Source organism: Virgibacillus sp. 7505 (assembly GCF_002272135.1).
Classification (GTDB): Bacteria; Bacillota; Bacilli; order Bacillales; family Amphibacillaceae; genus Terribacillus.
Genome location: NZ_NPBF01000011.1, coordinates 26,375 through 45,960, shown reverse-complemented (window position 1 = coordinate 45,960; position 19,586 = coordinate 26,375). Strand labels below are relative to the sequence as shown.

General features: G+C 45.6%; 25 protein-coding genes and 1 other annotated feature. Of the genes, 6 read left to right on the top strand and 19 right to left on the bottom strand.

Features of this window, described 5'->3' with window-relative positions:
* Positions 1-58: 58 nt before the first annotated feature.
* The 6 genes from trxA to zapA form a co-directional block, all read right to left on the bottom strand.
* The gene (gene trxA, locus CHH91_RS04145; protein ID WP_038562082.1) at positions 59-373 is read right to left on the bottom strand and encodes a thioredoxin; all 315 of its coding nucleotides are present in this window, start codon (positions 371-373) and stop codon (positions 59-61) included.
* A gap of 99 nt (positions 374-472) precedes the next feature.
* Positions 473-877 carry a DUF350 domain-containing protein gene (locus CHH91_RS04140; RefSeq protein WP_038562084.1) on the bottom strand — a complete coding sequence of 135 codons (405 nt, stop codon included), beginning with the start codon at positions 875-877 and terminating at the stop codon, positions 473-475.
* Between the two features lie 20 nt (positions 878-897).
* Entirely contained in the window at positions 898-3,240 is a 2,343-nt protein-coding gene (locus CHH91_RS04135; RefSeq protein ID WP_095222223.1) for an endonuclease MutS2, read from the bottom strand.
* 24 nt (positions 3,241-3,264) lie between these two features.
* A complete protein-coding gene (gene polX / locus CHH91_RS04130) occupies positions 3,265-4,980 on the bottom strand; it encodes a DNA polymerase/3'-5' exonuclease PolX (protein ID WP_095222222.1) in 1,716 nt (571 codons plus the stop codon).
* Positions 4,981-5,044: 64 nt separating this feature from the next.
* Complete coding sequence (locus tag CHH91_RS04125; RefSeq protein ID WP_095222221.1) at positions 5,045-5,611, bottom strand: CvpA family protein; 567 nt, start codon at positions 5,609-5,611, stop codon at positions 5,045-5,047.
* A complete protein-coding gene (gene zapA / locus CHH91_RS04120) occupies positions 5,604-5,879 on the bottom strand; it encodes a cell division protein ZapA (RefSeq protein ID WP_038562093.1) in 276 nt (91 codons plus the stop codon). The genes CHH91_RS04125 and zapA overlap by 8 nt, the downstream gene beginning before the upstream one ends.
* A 117-nt stretch (positions 5,880-5,996) precedes the next feature.
* Here zapA and rnhC point away from each other — a divergent pair, with 117 nt between their 5' ends.
* Entirely contained in the window at positions 5,997-6,989 is a 993-nt protein-coding gene (rnhC, locus tag CHH91_RS04115; RefSeq protein WP_141234119.1) for a ribonuclease HIII, read from the top strand.
* Here rnhC and CHH91_RS04110 read toward each other — a convergent pair.
* Positions 6,986-7,291: a hypothetical protein gene (locus tag CHH91_RS04110; protein WP_095222219.1), complete on the bottom strand. Its 306-nt coding sequence runs from the start codon at positions 7,289-7,291 to the stop codon at positions 6,986-6,988. The two genes, rnhC and CHH91_RS04110, sit on opposite strands and share 4 nt — an antisense overlap.
* A 51-nt stretch (positions 7,292-7,342) precedes the next feature.
* Positions 7,343-7,831 (bottom strand): GNAT family N-acetyltransferase, encoded by a 489-nt coding sequence (locus CHH91_RS04105; protein ID WP_095222218.1) that lies wholly within the window; start codon positions 7,829-7,831, stop codon positions 7,343-7,345.
* A gap of 92 nt (positions 7,832-7,923) precedes the next feature.
* On the opposite strand from CHH91_RS04105, the gene CHH91_RS04100 reads away from it, so the two are divergent.
* Complete coding sequence (locus CHH91_RS04100) at positions 7,924-8,301, top strand: YunG family protein (RefSeq protein ID WP_095222217.1); 378 nt, start codon at positions 7,924-7,926, stop codon at positions 8,299-8,301.
* 84 nt (positions 8,302-8,385) lie between these two features.
* Here the strand turns inward: CHH91_RS04100 and CHH91_RS21420 are convergent, their stop codons facing one another.
* The 4 genes from CHH91_RS21420 to CHH91_RS04080 all read right to left on the bottom strand — a co-directional run bounded on the left by CHH91_RS21420 (position 8,386) and on the right by CHH91_RS04080 (position 13,335).
* A complete protein-coding gene (locus CHH91_RS21420; RefSeq protein ID WP_353615311.1) occupies positions 8,386-8,571 on the bottom strand; it encodes an NUDIX domain-containing protein in 186 nt (61 codons plus the stop codon).
* A 209-nt stretch (positions 8,572-8,780) separates the two neighbouring features.
* The gene (gene pheT / locus CHH91_RS04090; protein WP_095222216.1) at positions 8,781-11,207 is read right to left on the bottom strand and encodes a phenylalanine--tRNA ligase subunit beta; all 2,427 of its coding nucleotides are present in this window, start codon (positions 11,205-11,207) and stop codon (positions 8,781-8,783) included.
* Positions 11,208-11,222: 15 nt separating this feature from the next.
* Positions 11,223-12,257, bottom strand: coding sequence for a phenylalanine--tRNA ligase subunit alpha (gene pheS, locus CHH91_RS04085; RefSeq protein ID WP_095222215.1), 1,035 nt, complete (start codon positions 12,255-12,257; stop codon positions 11,223-11,225).
* A 337-nt stretch (positions 12,258-12,594) separates the two neighbouring features.
* On the bottom strand, positions 12,595-13,335 hold the full coding sequence (locus CHH91_RS04080) for a TrmH family RNA methyltransferase (protein WP_095222214.1): 741 nt from the start codon (positions 13,333-13,335) through the stop codon (positions 12,595-12,597).
* Positions 13,336-13,430: 95 nt separating this feature from the next.
* Between CHH91_RS04080 and sspI the strand changes: the two genes are divergently transcribed.
* Positions 13,431-13,643 (top strand): small acid-soluble spore protein SspI, encoded by a 213-nt coding sequence (gene sspI / locus CHH91_RS04075; protein WP_095222213.1) that lies wholly within the window; start codon positions 13,431-13,433, stop codon positions 13,641-13,643.
* An 81-nt stretch (positions 13,644-13,724) separates the two neighbouring features.
* Positions 13,725-14,342, top strand: a complete 618-nt coding sequence (locus CHH91_RS04070; protein ID WP_286160688.1) for a lytic transglycosylase domain-containing protein — start codon at positions 13,725-13,727, stop codon at positions 14,340-14,342.
* A 35-nt stretch (positions 14,343-14,377) separates the two neighbouring features.
* On the opposite strand, the gene CHH91_RS04065 is transcribed toward CHH91_RS04070, so the two are convergent.
* Together CHH91_RS04065 and CHH91_RS04060 are read right to left on the bottom strand one after the other, a co-directional pair.
* Positions 14,378-15,457, bottom strand: coding sequence for a M42 family metallopeptidase (locus tag CHH91_RS04065; protein ID WP_095222211.1), 1,080 nt, complete (start codon positions 15,455-15,457; stop codon positions 14,378-14,380).
* Between the two features lie 18 nt (positions 15,458-15,475).
* Positions 15,476-15,964, bottom strand: a complete 489-nt coding sequence (locus CHH91_RS04060) for a dUTP diphosphatase (protein ID WP_095222210.1) — start codon at positions 15,962-15,964, stop codon at positions 15,476-15,478.
* 113 nt (positions 15,965-16,077) lie between these two features.
* Between CHH91_RS04060 and CHH91_RS04055 the strand changes: the two genes are divergently transcribed.
* On the top strand, positions 16,078-16,452 hold the full coding sequence (locus CHH91_RS04055; RefSeq protein WP_095222208.1) for a sigma-w pathway protein ysdB: 375 nt from the start codon (positions 16,078-16,080) through the stop codon (positions 16,450-16,452).
* Between the two features lie 33 nt (positions 16,453-16,485).
* On the opposite strand, the gene CHH91_RS04050 is transcribed toward CHH91_RS04055, so the two are convergent.
* The 5 genes from CHH91_RS04050 to infC form a co-directional block, all read right to left on the bottom strand.
* Complete coding sequence (locus CHH91_RS04050) at positions 16,486-17,058, bottom strand: TVP38/TMEM64 family protein (RefSeq protein ID WP_095222206.1); 573 nt, start codon at positions 17,056-17,058, stop codon at positions 16,486-16,488.
* 78 nt (positions 17,059-17,136) lie between these two features.
* Positions 17,137-17,397, bottom strand: a complete 261-nt coding sequence (locus tag CHH91_RS04045) for a DUF1294 domain-containing protein (RefSeq protein ID WP_095222204.1) — start codon at positions 17,395-17,397, stop codon at positions 17,137-17,139.
* Positions 17,398-17,452: 55 nt separating this feature from the next.
* The gene (gene rplT / locus CHH91_RS04040; RefSeq protein ID WP_095222202.1) at positions 17,453-17,809 is read right to left on the bottom strand and encodes a 50S ribosomal protein L20; all 357 of its coding nucleotides are present in this window, start codon (positions 17,807-17,809) and stop codon (positions 17,453-17,455) included.
* 39 nt (positions 17,810-17,848) lie between these two features.
* Entirely contained in the window at positions 17,849-18,043 is a 195-nt protein-coding gene (gene rpmI, locus CHH91_RS04035; RefSeq protein WP_095222200.1) for a 50S ribosomal protein L35, read from the bottom strand.
* A 26-nt stretch (positions 18,044-18,069) separates the two neighbouring features.
* The gene (gene infC, locus CHH91_RS04030) at positions 18,070-18,594 is read right to left on the bottom strand and encodes a translation initiation factor IF-3 (protein WP_095222198.1); all 525 of its coding nucleotides are present in this window, start codon (positions 18,592-18,594) and stop codon (positions 18,070-18,072) included.
* Positions 18,595-18,673: 79 nt separating this feature from the next.
* Positions 18,674-18,794 (bottom strand) — a sequence feature (ribosomal protein L20 leader region).
* 189 nt (positions 18,795-18,983) lie between these two features.
* Between infC and CHH91_RS04025 the strand changes: the two genes are divergently transcribed.
* Positions 18,984-19,475 (top strand): DUF1648 domain-containing protein, encoded by a 492-nt coding sequence (locus CHH91_RS04025; protein ID WP_095222196.1) that lies wholly within the window; start codon positions 18,984-18,986, stop codon positions 19,473-19,475.
* Positions 19,476-19,586 lie beyond the last annotated feature (111 nt).

Here is a 19,586-nt window from a genome sequence, read left to right as displayed (position 1 = left end):
GCTTTACATAAAGGAACCCTTGCTACAAGGATGTAACAAGGGATCTCATGTCTATTGCTTACGCGTGTTTGTTAACAAGCTCAACAAGAGCTTCTTTTGGCTGGTAGCCAATTACTTGATCCACAACTTCGCCATCTTTGAAAAGAAGCAATGTCGGGATGCTCATTACGCCGAATTTACCAGCAGTAGCTTGGTTTTCATCTACGTCAAGTTTCACGATTTTAACTTTATCGCTCATTTCTCCGTCGATTTCTTCCAAAACAGGTGCGATCATTTTACAAGGTCCGCACCAAGTTGCCCAAAAGTCAGCAAGGACAAGTCCTTGGCTTGTTTCTGTATTAAAGTTTGAATCAGTTGCATTTACAATTGCCATATTACATTCCTCCTAAATAAAAGCTTTCATCGAGTATAGCACTGCTGAAGTCCGTAACGCTACTAGTTTGCTTAGAAGCGTTCATTCCTAAACATCGCACTAAATACTTGCTCCTATAACATAAGATAATCCCACTGAAATAACAAGCGAAATAAATCCGACCGCACGGTTATCATTAGCGATTTCCGTGTCGATTTTGTACGTCGGCGTCAGGAATTCGAAAATGAAATAGCCTATCAGCAGCATAACAAAACCAATGGAACTCCACATGATGCTCTGGAGGATACCATCATTATGTTCATAGGAGAAGCGAAGCACGTTCGCTATACCGAACATCTTACCGCCTGTTGCCATCGCAACAGATAAATTACCCCGGCGGATTTCTTCCCAGTTCTTATAGGAAGTCACCAGCTCAAAAATAGCCATAAACACGATGATGCTCAGTACTGCCACGCTATAGCGCGCAGCTGTCAGGACGATCGTATTTTCCCAAAATGACTCCATAACCCCGTACTCCCCGCTGTTTACTGAAATTCAAGCACGGTTACACCGGTTCCGCCTTCATTCATGCCCCCAGAACGATAATTCTTCACTGCTCGGTGGCGTTTGGCAAATTCCTGCACACCTGTACGCAGGGCACCCGTTCCTTTACCATGGATGATCGATACATGAGGATATCCAGCCAGCAGCGCATCATCCACATACTTCTCGACGCGGCGCAGGGCATCCTCGTAGCGTTCCCCTCGCAAATCAAGTTCTGTGCTCACATGATAGGCGGAGCCTTTTACTGTTGCAACCGGCTTTTCTTTTAATACGTCCTGTCTCTTTACGAATTCGATGTCTTTTCGTTTCGCTTTTATTTTCATAATTCCAATTTGGAGCAAATATTCTTTGTCACTTACCTTTTCGACAACTGTTCCTTTTTGACCCAATGTCAAAAGAAGGACTTCATCCCCAGGCATAAGCTGCTTGTTTTCCTTCGTTTGCGGTGCTGCTTTTGTGCCTTTTTTCGCAAGCTCCGGTGAAGCGCCTTCCAGTCGTTTGCGGGCTTCGATGATTTCATGCTCTTTTACACTGGCTTGATTTTTCATTGTGCGAAGAGAAGCAACAATTTCTTCAGCTTCTTCCCTAGCCTGCTCGACAGCCTTAGCAGCCTTTTCTTCAGCCTTTTGGTACAAGCGCTCACGCTTGGCATCGAATTCCTGCCACTGCTTCTCCAACTCACGCTTCAGCGTTTCAGCTTCTTCAAGCTGTGCTCGAGCTGTTTCATAATCGTGCTCCGCTTCTCTGCGGGATGTTTCCAGTGAAGCGATCATGTTTTCTACGCTCTTCGAATCGGTACCGATCAATTCCTTGGCACTATCAATGATGGATTCCTTCAAGCCAAGTCGTCTGGAAATCTCGAATGCATTACTGCGGCCAGGAACACCGATCAGCAAGCGATATGTCGGTCTTAGTGTTTCCACATCGAACTCCACGCTCGCATTCACCACGCGGTCGCGGTTGTAGCCGTATGCCTTGAGCTCAGGATAATGTGTCGTCGCGACAACAGAAGCGCCGCGTTTGATCGTCTCATCAAGTATGCTCATCGCCAGTGCCGCACCTTCCTGCGGATCCGTACCTGCACCTAGCTCATCAAATAGTACAAGTGACTGATGATCCACTTGCTTCAGGATATCAACGATATTGACCATATGAGAGCTGAACGTACTCAAGCTCTGTTCAATGGATTGTTCATCACCGATATCTGCGAACACTTCCGTGAAGACTGCCATTTCACCGCCATCAAGCGCTGGCACCTGAAGTCCTGATTGGGCCATCAGTGTAAATAACCCAATCGTTTTGATCGTAACGGTCTTACCACCAGTATTCGGACCTGTGATGACAATGGTAGAGTAATCTTCTCCAAGATCGATATCATTTGCCACTACCTGCTCTGGATCGATCAGCGGATGTCTAGCCTGCTTTAAATGAATGATACCTTTGTCATTCATTTTCGGCATAGAGCATCGCATAACTGCACCTAGCTTGGCCCGTGCTGCAATGAAATCGATTTGACCAAGGATTTCGATATTCGCCAGCAAAATTGCTTCATCCTCGGCAACTCGCATACTGATTTCCTTGAGGATCCGTTCAATTTCCGCCTTTTCCTGTGCCCTTGCTTCTTGCAGCTGGTTGTTCAAATCCACTACCGCCTGTGGTTCCATGAATAAAGTCTGCCCAGAGGAAGACTGGTCATGGACGATACCGCCGATTGCCCCGCGGTATTCTTGTTTGACAGGCAGCACATAGCGGTCATTCCGGATTGTGATGATGGAATCTGACAGCATCTTGCTTTTCGATCTAGTATACGATTCAAGCTTTTCCCGCACTCGGCTTTCGTTCGTACGGATGCGGGAACGGATACCGCGGAGTCGTTCGGAGGCGCCATCCATTACTCGACCATGATCATCGATTGCACTCTTGATATGACGTTCCAAATCACTCAATGATACAAGCTGATCAACAAGACTGCGAATGATCGGTATCTCCGGTTCTTCCAGCTCATCGATGAAATGTTTCAAGTTCTTACCGCCATAAATCGTACTGGCAATATCGAGGCACTCGTTCGCATTTAAAATACCGCCGATCACTGCACGCTTGACGCTTGCATGGATATCATAAATGCCGCCAAGCGGTATACCGCCGCGAAGCCGGATGACAGAAGCTGCTTCATCCGTTTCAGCCTGTAGCTGTTCTACTTCTGCAAGCTCCGTCGCCGGCTCTATTTTCATGACTCTTTTTTTGCCAAGTGACGATGCTGCTTGTTCACTTAGCTTCTGTATGATTTTATCGAATTCCAGTACACGGAATATTCGTTTATTCATGTTTTCCCCCCACTTTTTACGCTGTTAGCTGCGCTTAAAAAGCTCCATCAATTGCTGCTTGGACCAGGTATTGATAACCGTCTCTGGTTTGAGCCAGCCTTTACGTGCCATCGCCACACCGACTTCCATGAATGATAATGTTGCATAACTATGCGCATCGGTATTAACAGCAATTTTTACGCCAAGCTCTTGGGCTTTTTTCAAATATGTCCACGATAAATCCAGCCGGTTAGGGTTGGCGTTCAGCTCGATGACCGTACCTGTCTCCGCAGCCTTTTCGATGAGCCAGTCCGGATCTGCTGCATAGCCGGCTCTTCTTCCGATCAGACGGCCGGTTGGGTGAGCGATGACATTCACGTTCGGATGCTCAAGCGCTGCTGTCAGACGTTCTTTGATTTGATCGGCTGATTGCGAAAAGCTGGAGTGAATTGCACCAATGACATAATCCATCTCTTGCAGGAAGTCATCGTCAAAATCCAAACGAGCATCTGGCAGAATATCCATTTCAACGCCAGCAAATATGTGAAAGTCCGGATACAACGCATTGATGCGCTCTATTTCTTCCCTTTGTTTGCGCAGCCGTTTCTCATCCAGACCATTAGCCACTTTAAGATACTTTGAGTGATCCGTTATTGCTATATAAGAGTAGCCAAGCTCCATCGCCTGCTTAGCCATTTGCTCTATCGATTGGGCACCATCACTCCAAGTTGAGTGCATATGCAAATCTCCCTGGATATCTGATAGCTGAACAAGCGGTATTTCTTGTTTGAAGCTTTCCAGTTCGCCTTGTGCTTCCCTTACTTCAGGAGGAATAAAGGACAAACCGAAGTGACCGAAAAATTCCTTTTCAGATTGGAAAGTAGTTAATTCCCCTGTTTCTACATTCTCAACACCGTATTCACTGATGCGCTCCCCACGTTTTTTCGCCAGCTGACGCAGCGCTACATTATGGTCGGCAGAGCCAGTGAAATGGTGAAGCGTCGTTGCAAAGGCTGCTGGTTCGATCATCCGGAAGTCTACATTGATGTCGTAGCCTTCTTCCAAGGTAACGGATACTTTCGTGTCACCTTTTGCGATGACTTCTTTCAAGTTGTCAATCGTAAGCAGCTGCTCTTGAACAGTTTTTGGATCATTGGTTGCAATGATGAAATCCAAATCCTTCACTGTTTCCTGCATCCGCCGCAGGCTGCCTGCACGGGCAAACTGTTCGATTCCTTCTAATGATTCGAGGAAGGACTCGATTCGTTCCGCTAGCGGCAGCATCATTGCAATTGGAATACGTTCTGGTCTGGATCCGACATTTGCAAGACCATCTAGTATCTTTTCGGCAGATTTCTTGCCGAACCCGCTTAACGATGCGACTTTACCCGATTCCACAGCTTCTTTCAAGCTAGCCGCATCGATAACGCCAAGCTCCTGATACAGCTTAGCCAGCTTTTTGCCTCCAAGACCAGGCAGATCAAGGAGCGGCACCAGCCCTTCAGGAACTTCCTCCTGCAGCTGACGTAATGTATCAGACTGTTCGTCTTTGATATATTCCTCTATAACCGCCGCCGTACCCTTTCCGATTCCGTTCAGCGACGTGAAATCCTCGATTTCATCTATGGATTGGTCATTTGCTTCCAATGCCGCTGCAGCTTTCCGGTAAGCGGACACCTTGAATGTATTTTCCCCTTTTAGCTCAAGATAAATTGCAATTGTCTCAAGCAGTTTGACTACGTCCTTTTTATTGATAGCCATACCTCTCATCCTTTCAAAACAAGGTAGAAAACCCTTGCGCACGATGCCGCAAGGGTTAAGCATTTCATCCCATCAATTCAGTGGGTAATTTATTTGCAACATGATTCAGCCATAGATCCTTGATCTCACCAGAAATATATGGTGTATGTTCCACGATCCATGCTGCTAGTATTGACCTGTCCAGCGCTTCCTGCACTGGTGTGATCGGCAGCAATACCGATAGATACAATATCACGAATACGAGCAGATAGATTTCAACGAAGCCGAGTACACCACCGAGCAGCTTATTCACTGAGCGCAAAATCGGCAAGTCTGCAATGAAATCCAGCATGGATCCGATGATATGCAGGATGATTTTCGTCGCAAAGAACAAAATTGCGAACGCGATTGCATTGTAAAATACCTGATCGAGCGGTACTGCTCCGAATATATCGGACCAAGCGCTATCGGAAGATATATCCGGATACGGAATCCAAAGTTCGAGCTTCGGTGCGAGCTGATCATAATATATAGCTGCAACTATGAATGATACGACAAAGCTTGCTAAATGGAACAGCTGCATGATGAAGCCACGCTTTAAGCCGACGAGTACGCCGAACAGGAGCATGGCGATGATAAGTAAATCAATCATTATCCTTTCTAGCCTCTTTCCTTGTAATAGAGCCTAGCAATTGTGCATACTCTTCTTTCAGTTTTAAGTAATCGTTAGTTGTATTCACAGCCGTCAGGACGGCCAATTTCGCGGTATCAAGATTCGGATTTGCTTGATGGATCTCCGACATCTTCTGATCGACAAGGCTTGCCACCATCCGCATGCGATGAGCTGGCTCTTGTCCGACGATTGTATAGGACCGGTTATGTATCTCAACCGTAACACGTGTTTTATCAGATTGGGACACGTTATCTCCCCTCACTTCTCTTATAATACTAGTCTTTATAGTAACATGAAGGTGTCGATTTAGGAAACTATTCTGTATAGACAAACGGCGTGCTATACTAATTGTCAGATTGGAGAGATGAACGTGGGACAAATTGTTTTACAATTGCCGCTGGACACAATCCAGCAGATGAAAGCAACATACAGCCATAATGAGAAACCAGCACCTCCAGGAGCCATCTTTTCGGCGAAGACACCTAGCTGTGCCATTACCGCTTACAGATCCGGAAAAGTACTCTTCCAGGGTAAAGCGCCTGAAAAGGAAGCGGATAGATGGGGAAGTGCACCAGCTGGTCCGAAAAAACCAGGCCCGAAAACAGGTGTCAAAGATCTCAAACATCCTGCTCCAAAAGGAACCGCAGGCCCGAAACCAAGTGTCAATGATCACAGATACGCCCCTGCCCCGGCTTTATTCGCTTCTTCCCATATCGGTTCAGATGAAGCAGGCACTGGTGACTTCTTCGGGCCGATTACGGTTGCGAGTGTGTATGTAGACCAAAGCCAGTTCGCCCTACTGAAAGAGCTCGGCGTCAAAGATTCCAAGCTCTTAAAGGATGATGCAATCCAGCGAATCGCCAAGGATTTGATGCATGTTGACCTTCCCTATTCCCTGCTCGTCATGCGCAATGAAAGATACAATCAACTCCAGCAGCGAGGCTGGTCCCAAGGGAAGATGAAAACGATGCTGCATCATCATGCCATTCAGAAACTGCTGGCCAAGATTGCCCCGACCAAGCCAGAGGGAATCTTGATTGACCAATTCCAGCTGCCATCAACGTATATCAAACACCTTGCTACAGAAGGGGAGAGGCTTCAGCAGAATGTAAGCTTCATGACAAAGGCAGAAAGCCATTCACTTGCCGTTGCTGCTGCATCAATTATTTCCCGAGCTAGCTTTGTTAGGGAAATGGATAAACTGTCCAAACAGGCGGGCTTCACGATTCCAAAAGGAGCCAGTGCTGCTGTCGATCAAGCCGCAGGACGCCTTATCCGTACACACGGCCGACAGGCATTGCCTGTCTTTACGAAAATGCATTTTGCTAATAGTGCAAAAGCAGAAAAGTATATCTAATGGCCGTATCCGCGGCGGCTGTTTGATTTCCTTGTACGAACAAGCCTTCCCGCAGGCTGTTTCCGGATCCATTTGATATATTTGGAAAGTTTCTCATCCGCTCGCAAGTCTTCGATACTAGGCAGCCTTGCAGCAAGCTCCTCATTTGTATATAAAGCATGGATTTGCTTATGGCATGGAATACATATCATGGCTGTATCCAGAAATGTGCCGTCCATTTCCTTCGGGATCAGATGATGCTCTGTCAAGGTGACCTTGTCCCTGCCGCAGAGCGCACATCTGCCTGTTTGCTGTTTCGCCATCTCTATCCCCTCGCTTACTACCAGTATAGACAGGAATTATGCCTTTTAACGTTATAATTCCCGATAATAGCGAAGCGACACTTGTGTTTCCCCCGTATCCATTAATGTAGTTTTCTTTTCCTGGAAACAAAAACCCCTCGCTTCATAAAAAGGTATTCCAAGCTGGTTGCCTTCTTGAACAGATACCCATTGTTTCCGTGCACCTTGTTTCTTTTGATCTTGCGTCAATGCGTCCAGCAGCAGTGTTCCTGTACCTTGATAACGTAATTTTTCATCTACATAAAGTACAAAAACCTCTCCCATTTCAGGTGCTGTGACCTTTCCCCCGATTACACCGACCACTTCCTCCTCAGCAATCGCAACATAATTATATCCTCCTGCATTTATGTCCACTTTAACACGATCAAGATTGTACCAGTGTTCCACAGTTAGCTTCTGGGCTTCTTTACTAAGCTTCCCTTCCACTGTCTGTCTCCAGCCTTTGGCACAAATATAAGCTATTGCTTCTGCGTGAGCCGGTTCCGCTTTTCTGATCTCCATCTTTTCTCCCCCATTGTATTTGTTTACATTTTTGATTATCCTTTAGAAAATAATCTCAAAACTCAATTATCAAAGCAAGGAGAGATACTTAGTTGAAAAGTATTCAACTGGAACAAATCAGAGTCTCGTTATTACATTCATGGTCGCTACAGACAAGCTCGAAATGGACACCAGCTAACCCGGCAAAAGGCCAATGTAGTGTCACTGCTCTTGTGATTCATGACTTACTTGGCGGACAAATAGTAAAAACAGCTGCTCCAGAGGGCTCGCATTTTTATAATATTGTAGATGGAGTAAGACTGGATTTCACAGCATCTCAATTCGCAGAAACACTTTTATACGAAGATATTCCTTCAAGCCGTAAGGAAGCATTCACTGATACAAATGCGTCACAATATGAAGAGCTTCGAAGACATACACTTCGATACTTGAAATCATTTACTTCAACACATTCTTATAATCTCGAATGAATGGAATATGCTCCTGGAATAACTCTTCAGGTAATGCTTGCAACGGGTAAAACCTATTATCAGCGGACTCACTATTATATCTGATCAGTTCACCACTGAATTCCTGGCAGTAGTACAAAACTTGAACAAGGGCCACTTGATCACCGTTGGCAAACGTCTTGTCATATTCAGGTCCAGAGTATACGCGGAACAACTGTCGCCAAGTTGAAGTCCAGTTTCCTCAAAAACCTCACGTAGGGCTGTTTCCGCTGTGCTCTCTCCCATTTCCATAAATCCACCCGGCAATCCCCATTCTCCGTTATCTCTCCTTTTTTGAAGCAATAACTCCTTTTGTCATTCAGGACGAATACACCAGCTACAACCATGATCACTTTTTCCTGTCCAACCATTTGTCGCAGATATGTAATATAATCCATTTGCTTTCCTCCTATAAAAAAGGGGATAGCTAGAATCATACGATTCTGCTATCCCTTTTTTATTTAACTTCTCAATTCTGCATCATGCTTCACTTTCACATTTTCGATGATATTGTTATAAGATGCTTCTACTTCTTCATCTGTGAGCGTGCGTGTCGGATCCTGGTAAAGCACTGTGTAGGCAATTGACTTCTTGCCTGCTTCCATGTGCTCGCCTTGATACACATCGAAGATCTGCACTTGCTGAACAAGCTCTCCGCCTGCTTCCTGGATTGTGCGCTGGATGTCGCCTGCATGTGCTGCTTCATCCACAACTAGTGCGATATCCCTTGTAACGGAAGGATGACGCGGAATCGTGCGGAAGCTTGGTACTTCTTCATACTGATCCATCAAATAAGCGATGTCCAAATCGAACACATATGTTTCCTTAAGATCAAAAGCTTTTTGAACTGTCGGGTGCAGCTGGCCGACTACGCCGACAACTTTGCCGTTAAGGGAAACTGATGCCGTACGTCCCGGATGGTAGCCATCAACCTCTGATTGCTGGAATACTGGTTCCAGATCAAGCTGTGCAAAGATTCCTTCCACGATTCCTTTCGCTACATAAAAATCGACAGGCTTCTTCTCCTGCTGCCACGGCTGTTCCATCCAAGTACCAGTCAAAGCACCTGCTAAACGTGCTGTTTCGTTCGGCTGCTCGGTAATCTGTTCTTCTTTGGACAGGAATACACGGCCAAATTCGAAGTAGCCTAGGTTCTCTTGCTTACGAGCCACGTTATAGGAAAGTGTATCAACAAGCTCTGGGATAATGCTAAGGCGCAAATGACTGTGATCTTCACTCATCGGCATTTTCAATTTAACAGGGTACACTGTCTGTTCCAATACATCAGGACTTACAAGCATTTCTGTGCGTGCTTTGCTTGTAAGCGAGTATGTGATGGTTTCCATCAGTCCGGCACCTTGCAAGTACTGCTTCAGCTGACGTTTCAAATATTGTTTTGTCGTCAGCTTACCAGCGAAGGCTTCACCTTCAGGCAATGTATAAGGAATATTATCATAACCGTAAATACGAGCGATTTCCTCCAGCATATCCTCGAACAAGCTGATGTCCCCGCGTCTTGTTGGTACAGACACAGTGAACTGACTGTTGTCTTGTTCAAAACCGAACTGCAGCCTTGTCAGGATGGACGCGATTTCTTCATCGGAAATTGTTGTGCCTAGGCGATTATTCACACTTGCTGTATCGATCTTGACTTGCTTCTCTTCACGATCCAGCTCGTCAAATGCTACGATACCTTGCACAACCTTGCCGCCAGCATACTCGGCTAGAAGACGCGCTGCATATGCTCCAGCTCGTTCCACACGATTCGGATCGATGCCTTTTTCATAGCGCGCACTCGCTTCACTGCGCAAGTTATGATGCTTGCTGGAGCGGCGGATAGCACGTGCATCGAAATATGCCGCCTCAAGCAATACCGTTTTCGTATCATCGGAAACCTCGGAGTTAGCGCCACCCATCACACCAGCGAGCGCGATTGGCTCAGCACCGTTTGTAATGACAATTTCATCACCCTTTAAAGTGCGCTCCTGATCATCCAGTGTTTGGATTTTCTCACCCTGCTTAGCGGATCGCACCACGATTTCCTTCGTTGCTACTTTGTCATAATCAAATGCGTGTAGCGGCTGTCCGTAAACGAGCAGTACATAGTTCGTAATGTCTACAACATTATTGATTGGACGAATGCCTGCTGCCATTAGGTAATTGCGCATCCAAAGCGGTGATGGAGCGATTGTAACGTCTTCAATGACGAACGCGCCGTAATATGGGTTAAGCTCGCCATCCTCCACTTTCACTGATACAAGGTCAGCTGCCTTGCTGCCGCTTGTCGGATACGTCTCTTCCGGCTGCTTCACTTCCTTATCAAGGATAGCTGCCACTTCATAAGCAACGCCAAGCATGCTCATTGCATCAGCACGGTTTGGAGTCAAACCAAGCTCCAGGATGACATCATCCAAGTTAAGCAGTTCTGCTACTGGAGTACCAACTTCCGTATCTTCCGGGAAAACGAAGATTCCTTCTGCGTATTCCTTTGGTACGAACTTTTCATCGATACCAAGCTCCTGCAGCGAGCAGACCATACCGTTCGATTCCACTCCGCGAAGCTTGGCTTTTTTGATTTTTACGCCGCCTGGAAGACGTGCTCCTGGCAGTGCGGCTGCAATCTTTTGTCCTTGAGCAATATTCGGAGCACCGCAGATGATCTGGTATGTCTCTGTGCCAACATTGATTTGGCAAAGATTCAGTTTGTCAGCATTCGGATGCTGTTCACAGCTCTCCACGTAGCCCACAACAACATTCGTGCTTTCTGGTGCCACGCGTTCAATACTTTCTACTTCAATTCCGGAGCGTGTGATTCTTTCAGCCAGCTCCTCCGGGGTAATATTATCTATGTCTACATATTGCTTCAGCCAATTCAAAGATACATACATCGTTTTTGCCTCCCGTTATGCCTTATGGTATTGCGATAGGAATCGTACATCATTTGTATAGAAGTGACGGATATCATCAACACCGTACTTAAGCATTGCAATCCGCTCAACACCCATACCGAATGCGAAGCCAGAATATTCTTCCGGATCATAGCCGCTCATGCGCAGTACATTGGAATGCACCATACCAGCACCTAGGATTTCGATCCAGCCAGTATGCTTACATACGTTACAGCCTTTACCGTCACAAACCTTACATGTTACATCGACCTCAACAGAGGGCTCTGTGAACGGGAAGAAGCTTGGACGCAATCGGATTTCGCGGTCTGCTCCGAACAATTTACGGGAGAATTCCAGCAGAACACCTTTCAAGTCACTCATACGTACATTTTTGTCGACTAGCAGTCCTTCGATTTGGGTGAACTGATGGGAATGCGTTGCATCATCTGTATCACGTCGGTACACAATACCTGGGCAAATCATTTTGATTGCTCTGTTGCCGTCGTATTCACGCATCGTACGCGCTTGAACCGGAGAAGTCTGGGTGCGTAAAAGCAAGTTATCTGTAACATAGAAGCTGTCCTGCATATCACGTGCAGGGTGGTCCTGCGGCAGGTTCAATGCTTCAAAGTTGAAATAATCCGTTTCTACTTCCGGACCTTCTTTTATCTCAAATCCCATCCCGAGGAAAAGATCTTCCACTTCTTCAATGATGCTAGTCAAAAGATGAGGACCGCCTGTTTTGACAGGTCGTCCTGGCAATGTGACATCGATTGCCTCTTTTTGAAGCTGTTCATTCAGTGCTGCTTCTTCCAGCAGATTCTTTTTATTATCTAACGCAGTTGCAATTGCCTCACGGACTTTGTTTGCCAATTCACCAATAACCGGGCGTTCTTCAGGAGATAGTTTTCCCATTCCGCGAAGTACTTCTGTAATTGGACCTTTTTTCCCTAAATAAGCGACACGTACATCCTGCAAGCTCTGCAGGTTGTCTGCTAGCTGTACTTTCTCGATGGCTTCTGCTTGTAATGCTACGAGCTTTTCTCTCATGCTTTTGCCTCCTATGATTTTTGAGCATAAAAAAAGCCCCTCCCTCCGAAAAGGGACGAGCTTTCATTCGCGGTACCACCCTTGTTGGTATACAAGTATACCCAACTTGAAGCTTGATAACGGATTTAGCAATCCGGATACACCTTTACTTGTCATCGACAAGGTCCCGGTGCCTGCTCCAGAGTGAAGGTTCATCCGCTGCCGCAACCGGCATGCTCTCAGTCATAGGCATGCCTTCCTGTTGTCGCGATCCGCAGGGATTACTGACTCTTTCCACGCATCTCAATATTAATCTTGTTTCATTATAGAAAATACCGGGACTTCTTGCAACCCGCTTTTACCTATTTACCGTGTGATACAGCAAAATACCCGCAGCAATACTTACATTAAGTGATTCTGCTTTACCGAAAATAGGAATCTTTACAGCCATATCACTCTGGGCAATCAGCCGTTTGTCGATTCCTGCCCCTTCATTACCGACGAGTAATGCTGTTTTTTTCGGTGCAGTCAAATCTCTGTAATCGACAGCACCTTCCAATGCTGCTGCCCATACGGTATACCCGCTTTCCTGCAGTTCCGGCAATAAAAGCGCCAAATCGGCAGTTAGTACAGGTAAATGGAAGATAGAGCCTTGCGTAGCACGGATAACCTTGTCATTATATCGATCAGCCGAACCCTCTCCCAAGTAGACAGCATCATACCCCGCTGCATCTGCCGTACGAATGATGGTACCTAAATTACCGGGATCCTGGACAGCATCCAATAGAAGGATACGATTGTGTCGTTTCAGTTTCTTATCCTGCATCTGTACCACTGCTGCAATCCCTTGCGGTGTTTCCGTCTCCGTAATGGCTTTAAAAACATGGTCCGATACACGCACTGGCTCCAATTCCGATGCCCATTCCGGCTGTTCCGTTTCCTCACGCAGTATAAGCTGGTCAATCATCCAGCCAGCTTTGATTGCTTCTTCTGTAAGATGGAATCCCTCTACCAGGAATGTATTTGATTTTGTCCGTTCTTTCTTCCTTTTTAATTTCTGCCACTGTTTCACCTGGGCATTTTGAGTTGATGTAATCAACGCACGTTCACTTCCTCTTTCTTGACATATCCTCTATCATACATAGTTTTACGAACAGAGGTCAAACTATAAAAAAGTTTAGGAGGTGCTCATGCATGGATTTAGATATCCGACGTGCTATCTTGGCCAATATCAAGGACAACAATGAGGAACAGCTGCAAGCGACGATCACAGATTCCATCGATGGAAGAGAAGTTCTTCTTCCTGGATTGGGAGTTTTATTCGAATTGATCTGGAAAAACGCAGGCGATCAGGAGAAACAGGAAATGGTTGATGCACTAGCTAAGGGCGTCCAAACACAAGGATAAAACTCCGCTGAAATAGGTCTTGTACCCCTGGTTCTTTTGAGCTACAATTGGACTAACAATATGTGACAGGAGATATGTTTTTTGGATACATCTTATCTGCTTTCCACACTTAGTCCGACGATGCTCGCATCTTATCAGCAACGGGCAGCCTTTTCGCCGACGTCAAGTACCAGTCAGTCTTTCAGCGATCTGCTTATGCAGACAATGGATACCGGTTCTTCGGTTAGACTGAATCCTTATGTAACGCTCAGTTCCATGACTCAAACGCAAAACGTACCCTCTGTTCAATCTGTTACAGATAGTACTGCCAAAAGTTCTGGTAACGAGACGATTGATGGTATCATCTCTGATGCTGCTTCCAGATACGGAGTCGATGAGAAACTCATCCGCTCTGTCATTCAGATGGAGTCTAACTTCGATCCATTGGCTGAAAGCGGCGTAGGTGCACAAGGTCTTATGCAGCTTATGCCAGCTACAGCAGCTGGACTCGGGGTGACCAACAGCTTCGATCCGGAGCAGAACGTGATGGCAGGCACAAAATATTTAAAACAGATGCTGGACCGCTATGACGGCAACACCAGCCTAGCTTTGGCAGCGTATAACGCCGGCCCGGGAAATGTCGATAAATATAATGGCATCCCGCCATTCAATGAAACGACGAATTATGTCCGAAAGATAATGGGCAGCTACCTAGCATAAAAAACCAGCTTCCGCGTGGAAGCTGGTTTTTTAATTTAGCTATAAGTGATTTTCTCGACTGTTTCTTTGTCCAATTTCTGGATGACCGCAGTCAGGAGTTTCACGGTATTATCATAATCATCTTCATGCAGCATTGCCGCATGTGTATGGATATAGCGGGTTGGAATACCGATTGTCAATGCAGGGACACCATTGCCAGTCAGATGAATACTGCCCGCATCCGTTGCCCCGCCTTTGATTGTGTCGTACTGATAAGGAATCTTCAGCTCTTCTGCTGTTTCGATTACAAGATCACGAAGACCTATATGGGCAATGTGTGCAGCGTCATATAAAACGATCTGCGGTCCAGCTCCTAGCTTGCCTGTTGCTTCCCTGTCGCTGATGCCTGGAGTGTCACCTGCAATACCTGTATCGACTGCAAAAGCAATATCCGGTCCGATTTTATTGGCAGAAGTAGTAGCTCCTCGTCTTCTTACTTCTTCTTGAACAGTACCGACACCATAGACAGTCGCTTCCTTGTCGGTATCATGCAAGTTCTTCAAAATATCAATGGCTACTGCACAGCCTATGCGATTATCCCAAGCTTTGGCTAGAAGCAGTTTTTCATTCTTCATCTTCGTAAACTCGAAATAAGGCACAACCGAATCCCCAGGACGAACACCGAATTCTTCTGCTTCTTCCTTGCTGCTTGCACCGATATCAATGAACATTTCCTCTATAGAAGCCGGTTTTTTCCGTTTTTCAAGTGAAAGCAGATGCGGCGGCTTGGAACCGATGATACCGACAAGCTCACCCTTTCTCGTATGGACAGTTACACGCTGTGCCAGCATGACTTGGCTCCACCAGCCGCCGAGCGTCTGGAAGTACAGATAACCATTTGCATCAATACGTGTCACCATAAAGCCGATTTCATCGAGATGACCGGCAACCATCACCTTCGGACCATCTGCCTTGCTGCCTTTTTGCATGGCAATCAAACTGCCGAGATTATCAGTTGTTACCTCATCGGCAAATGGGGATATATACTCGCGCATTACCTTGCGGATACCTGCCTCATCTCCAGAAACACCTGGTGCATCAGTCAAGCTTTTCAGCATATTCAATTTGTCATTCATAATGCAGTCCTCCTCCGTTTAATAGCCTTCGTCCTGTCTCGTATGATTCACTTCGTTTTTTTGCTGGTAAGCCTCCAGTATCGAGGCTTCCGTGAATCCTAGCTGCCTGCCTAGCTGCAGGAAGCTATGGAAAAGCTTTTCATACATTCCCTGTACTGGTTCGCTGTAAAAGGCACCGATGCTACGGTACAATTCCAAAAATGCATCGGTTTGATCCATTTCGGTGGCAGCTAACGGACCAGCGGCATATGTAAGACCTTTATCAAGTCCAAGTGACAAAATGAAATGCAGACCATCCACATATTCCTCTAAAATGACACTTTGCTCGCTTGGACCTTTTCTGCTCCAGAATTTGAAGCAGCGGGTTTCATTGGCCAATTCCCCGATTTCAACCTGAAGCGCTACTATTTTCTTGCGGAAAAGATCGTCACGATCGGTTGATTCCAGCTTGTCTTCAATGTAAGCATCCAGCTCCCGCTGTTTATTGAATAGATATACGTAATCCATATATAAGACTCCTTCTTGCGTTATTCCTATGTAGTGAGGGTATAGTAAAACGGATGAAACTTCTTCTTTAGCGTAATCGTATCTATACAAAAAGTAAAGGAGGCCTGCTCGCTATGAAGATTCTTTTTCTCCTGTTGCTGGCAGGTGCAGCAATTCTTTTGTTCTACACCGTCATGAAAGCAAGGAAAAACCAATTGAATGATGCCTCACACCTCAATGCAGAGGAAGTGGAATACCGCGAACAGTATGATCATTATTTCTCATTAAACTATCGCGGCTATCGGATGATTGGTAAGAAATATCTCCAGCCAAGGGAAGACAGCATTGAAGTGACCAAGGTCGTGATGAATGCTGTACAGCCGGATCGATTGACCGGATTTTCCCGAAATGATTTATATAAGATGGAAGAATGCATCCTGAGCCATTTTCCTTATGCTTCGATTGAATGGAAGCATCCGATAAAGGAGCTCGTCCTGACAGAAATATGATAAAGCACTGGAGCTTATAAAAGCGCCAGTGTTTTATGCACTTTCCTTGAAAAATTCTTCCCATTTGATTGTAAATTCCTTTTTCCGCATCAGATAAATACATACCAGTAGCACGACCAAGACCCCAGCTATCGCTGCTGGCGGCAAGTAGCGCAGCCACGTCCCAGCAAAAGAATAGGCAGCTGCAAGCGGGATACTTGATAGAACCGAGGCTTTCCCATATGACCTCCAACTGCGGTTGGTTTCCATCAAGCAGACGCTTAAGATGTGGAAGTGAATAAATGGCACTAGCCGCATTAAGGCGACTTGACCCGTTGTAAAGCTCGTGTGCCTGCCAATCAGCTTTTGTTTCAGCATGAGAATCCTGTTTGCAGACCGTGGGAAACGCTGGGCTACACCATAAAACAGCATACTGGATGCGGTAATCCCGATAATAGACAATATTGTACCGGCAACAGCACCAAACAGGATCCCTCCAGAGATACATAGGAAAACGACAGGCAGAAATAAAGCAGGTCGAAGCAGGTACAGGAGGATGAACAAAAGCGGTGCAAACAAGCCGCCTGTCGCGACGACCGTCAAGAGACTTACGCCAACCTGGTCCATTGCTGCTCACTCCTTCTCAGATGTCTCTAATATATATGACAGGAGACGAGCCTTTATGACAAGCACACAGCATTTATCTTACAGCAAATAAAGAATAAGCAGGACATGCATGGCGACAAGGCAAGGAAAGCCGATAACGAACGCGGTATGCTTCGTTTTATGTCGAAATGCTTGCATCCCGAGCCAGCCGCCTAGGGCGCCCCCGATGATTGCTGTGATCCACAGCCTTCTTTCACTTATGCGCCACTCGTGCTTCTTTGCTCTTTGTTTATCTATTCCCATCCAGCTGAAAAGCAGGATATTAATAACCAGCAGATAGAGACTAATGACCAGCCACATATTCCTACCCCTTTCTATACAAAAAGCCGCTATCAAAGGATAGCGGCTTTTTGACTTATTTCAATGCGTCTTTTGCTTTAGTAGCAAGTTGCGCGAATGCTTTTTCGTCAGAGATTGCAAGCTCTGAAAGCATTTTACGGTTTACTTCGATACCAGCAAGTTTAAGACCGTGCATCAAACGGCTGTAAGAAAGTTCGTTCATACGTGCAGCAGCATTGATACGTGCGATCCAAAGTTTACGGAAGTCACGTTTTTTCTGTCTGCGGTCACGGTATGCGTACTGACCGGATTTGATTACTTGTTGTTTTGCAGTTTTGAATAGTGCGTGTTTCGCACCATAATAACCTTTAGCTAGCTTAAGAACGCGTTTACGACGCTGACGCGTTACTGTTCCACCTTTTACACGTGGCATAGTATTCCCTCCTATAGGACAAAAAAATCTTTAATTTTATTATTTAGGTAGCATTTGTTTGATACGTTTGAAGTCACCAGCAGAAACAAGTGCATCTTTACGAAGTTTACGTTTCTGTTTAGTAGATTTATTAGCAGCCAAATGGCTTGTGTAACCGTGGTTACGAACTACTTTTCCAGTACCTGTTTTCTTGAAACGTTTAGCGGACCCTTTGTGGGTTTTCATTTTTGGCATCGTATTTCCTCCTTATATCCTTCGGCTTACTGTTTCTCAGCTATAGGAGCAAGCATTAGGAACATGCTGCGGCCTTCCATTTTCGGTTTCATTTCAACCGTTGCAACATCCTTGCACTCTCCAGCTAGCTTTTCGAGAACTTCTTGGCCTAATTCTTTATGCGTAATGGCACGTCCGCGGAAACGAACAGAAGCCTTTACTTTATCGCCTTTTTCAAGAAACTTGCGCGCGTTGCGAAGCTTCGTGTTGAAGTCATGATCCTCAATACCAGGGCTCAAACGAACTTCTTTTACGTTGATTATTTTCTGGTTTTTACGCGCTTCTTTTTCTTTCTTCTGTTGCTCGAAGCGGAATTTACCATAATCCATAATCCGGCACACGGGTGGTTTTGCGTTTGCAGCCACAAGCACCAAATCAAGATTTCTTGTTTGTGCGATTTCTAATGCTTCTTGACGGGATTTTACGCCAAGCTGGTCACCGTTTGAATCAATGAGTCGAACCTCACGTGCGCGAATTTTCTCATTGATATTCGTATCTTTGCTAATAATCATCCACCTCCAGGATATTTTGGGAAACTTATGATCGGGGACAAGATATCCGCCGCTTATCAGTTAAACATGGTTGTAAAAAAGCATAAAAAAAATGCCGGTACGCATACGGCACCCACATTTGTCCTAGAACACTGTTTTCGTACCTGCCAACTGCCAAGCGGCGTCAATCAGGTGAGAAGTGGGTACTTCTGCTTGTCTCAGATCAATATTTATTTCACTTTTACAATCTTATCATAGCTGATGAATGCTGTCAATCATATTGAAGCCCAGTAATCCTGCTCAACTAATGTAACATATTCTTCAGATGCTGACAACCTCCCCCTTTAAAATAATATAGCTGGAACTTATTCCCCCACTGTTCCGTACATAAGCTAAGGGGTGATAAATATATGCAAAAGCAGCTCAACATACCGAAAACCCGCGGCGAAAAAGCCTGGGATATCATCGGAATCAGCGGATATATTGCTACCGTCCTTTTCTTGATCATAATCTGGCGGCAGCTGCCTGAACAAGTGCCTCTCCACATGGGTCTGACTGGTCACGTTGACGACTGGGCGGCAAAAGAAAGCCTGCTTCTCCTCCCCGCACTCAGTATCATTATGTTCACCATATTACACCAGTTGGGGAAGTATCCTCATATACACAATTATCCGAAACGACTGAATGAAGCTAACGCAGCAGCATTTTATCAGCTTAGCCGAAAAATGCTCAATAAGGTGAAGAATATTTGTGTACTGGTCTTTTGCTTCATTGATTTGGAATTCAGTATGATCGCTTTAGGCTGGATTGATGAAGGTCACGCCTGGATATTGATCATCATCTTGCTCGCTGTTTTATATCCTTTGGTAGAGGGTATGTTGAAGCAGCGTAAAATAAAGTGAACTCTATCAAGCATATCAAGATGTCTTGGCCGAATAAAAAGCCATTTCTACTAATAATGACAGTCATGAAAAGTGAAAACCTTTCCTCTATGTCTATTAAGTCGCTTCATA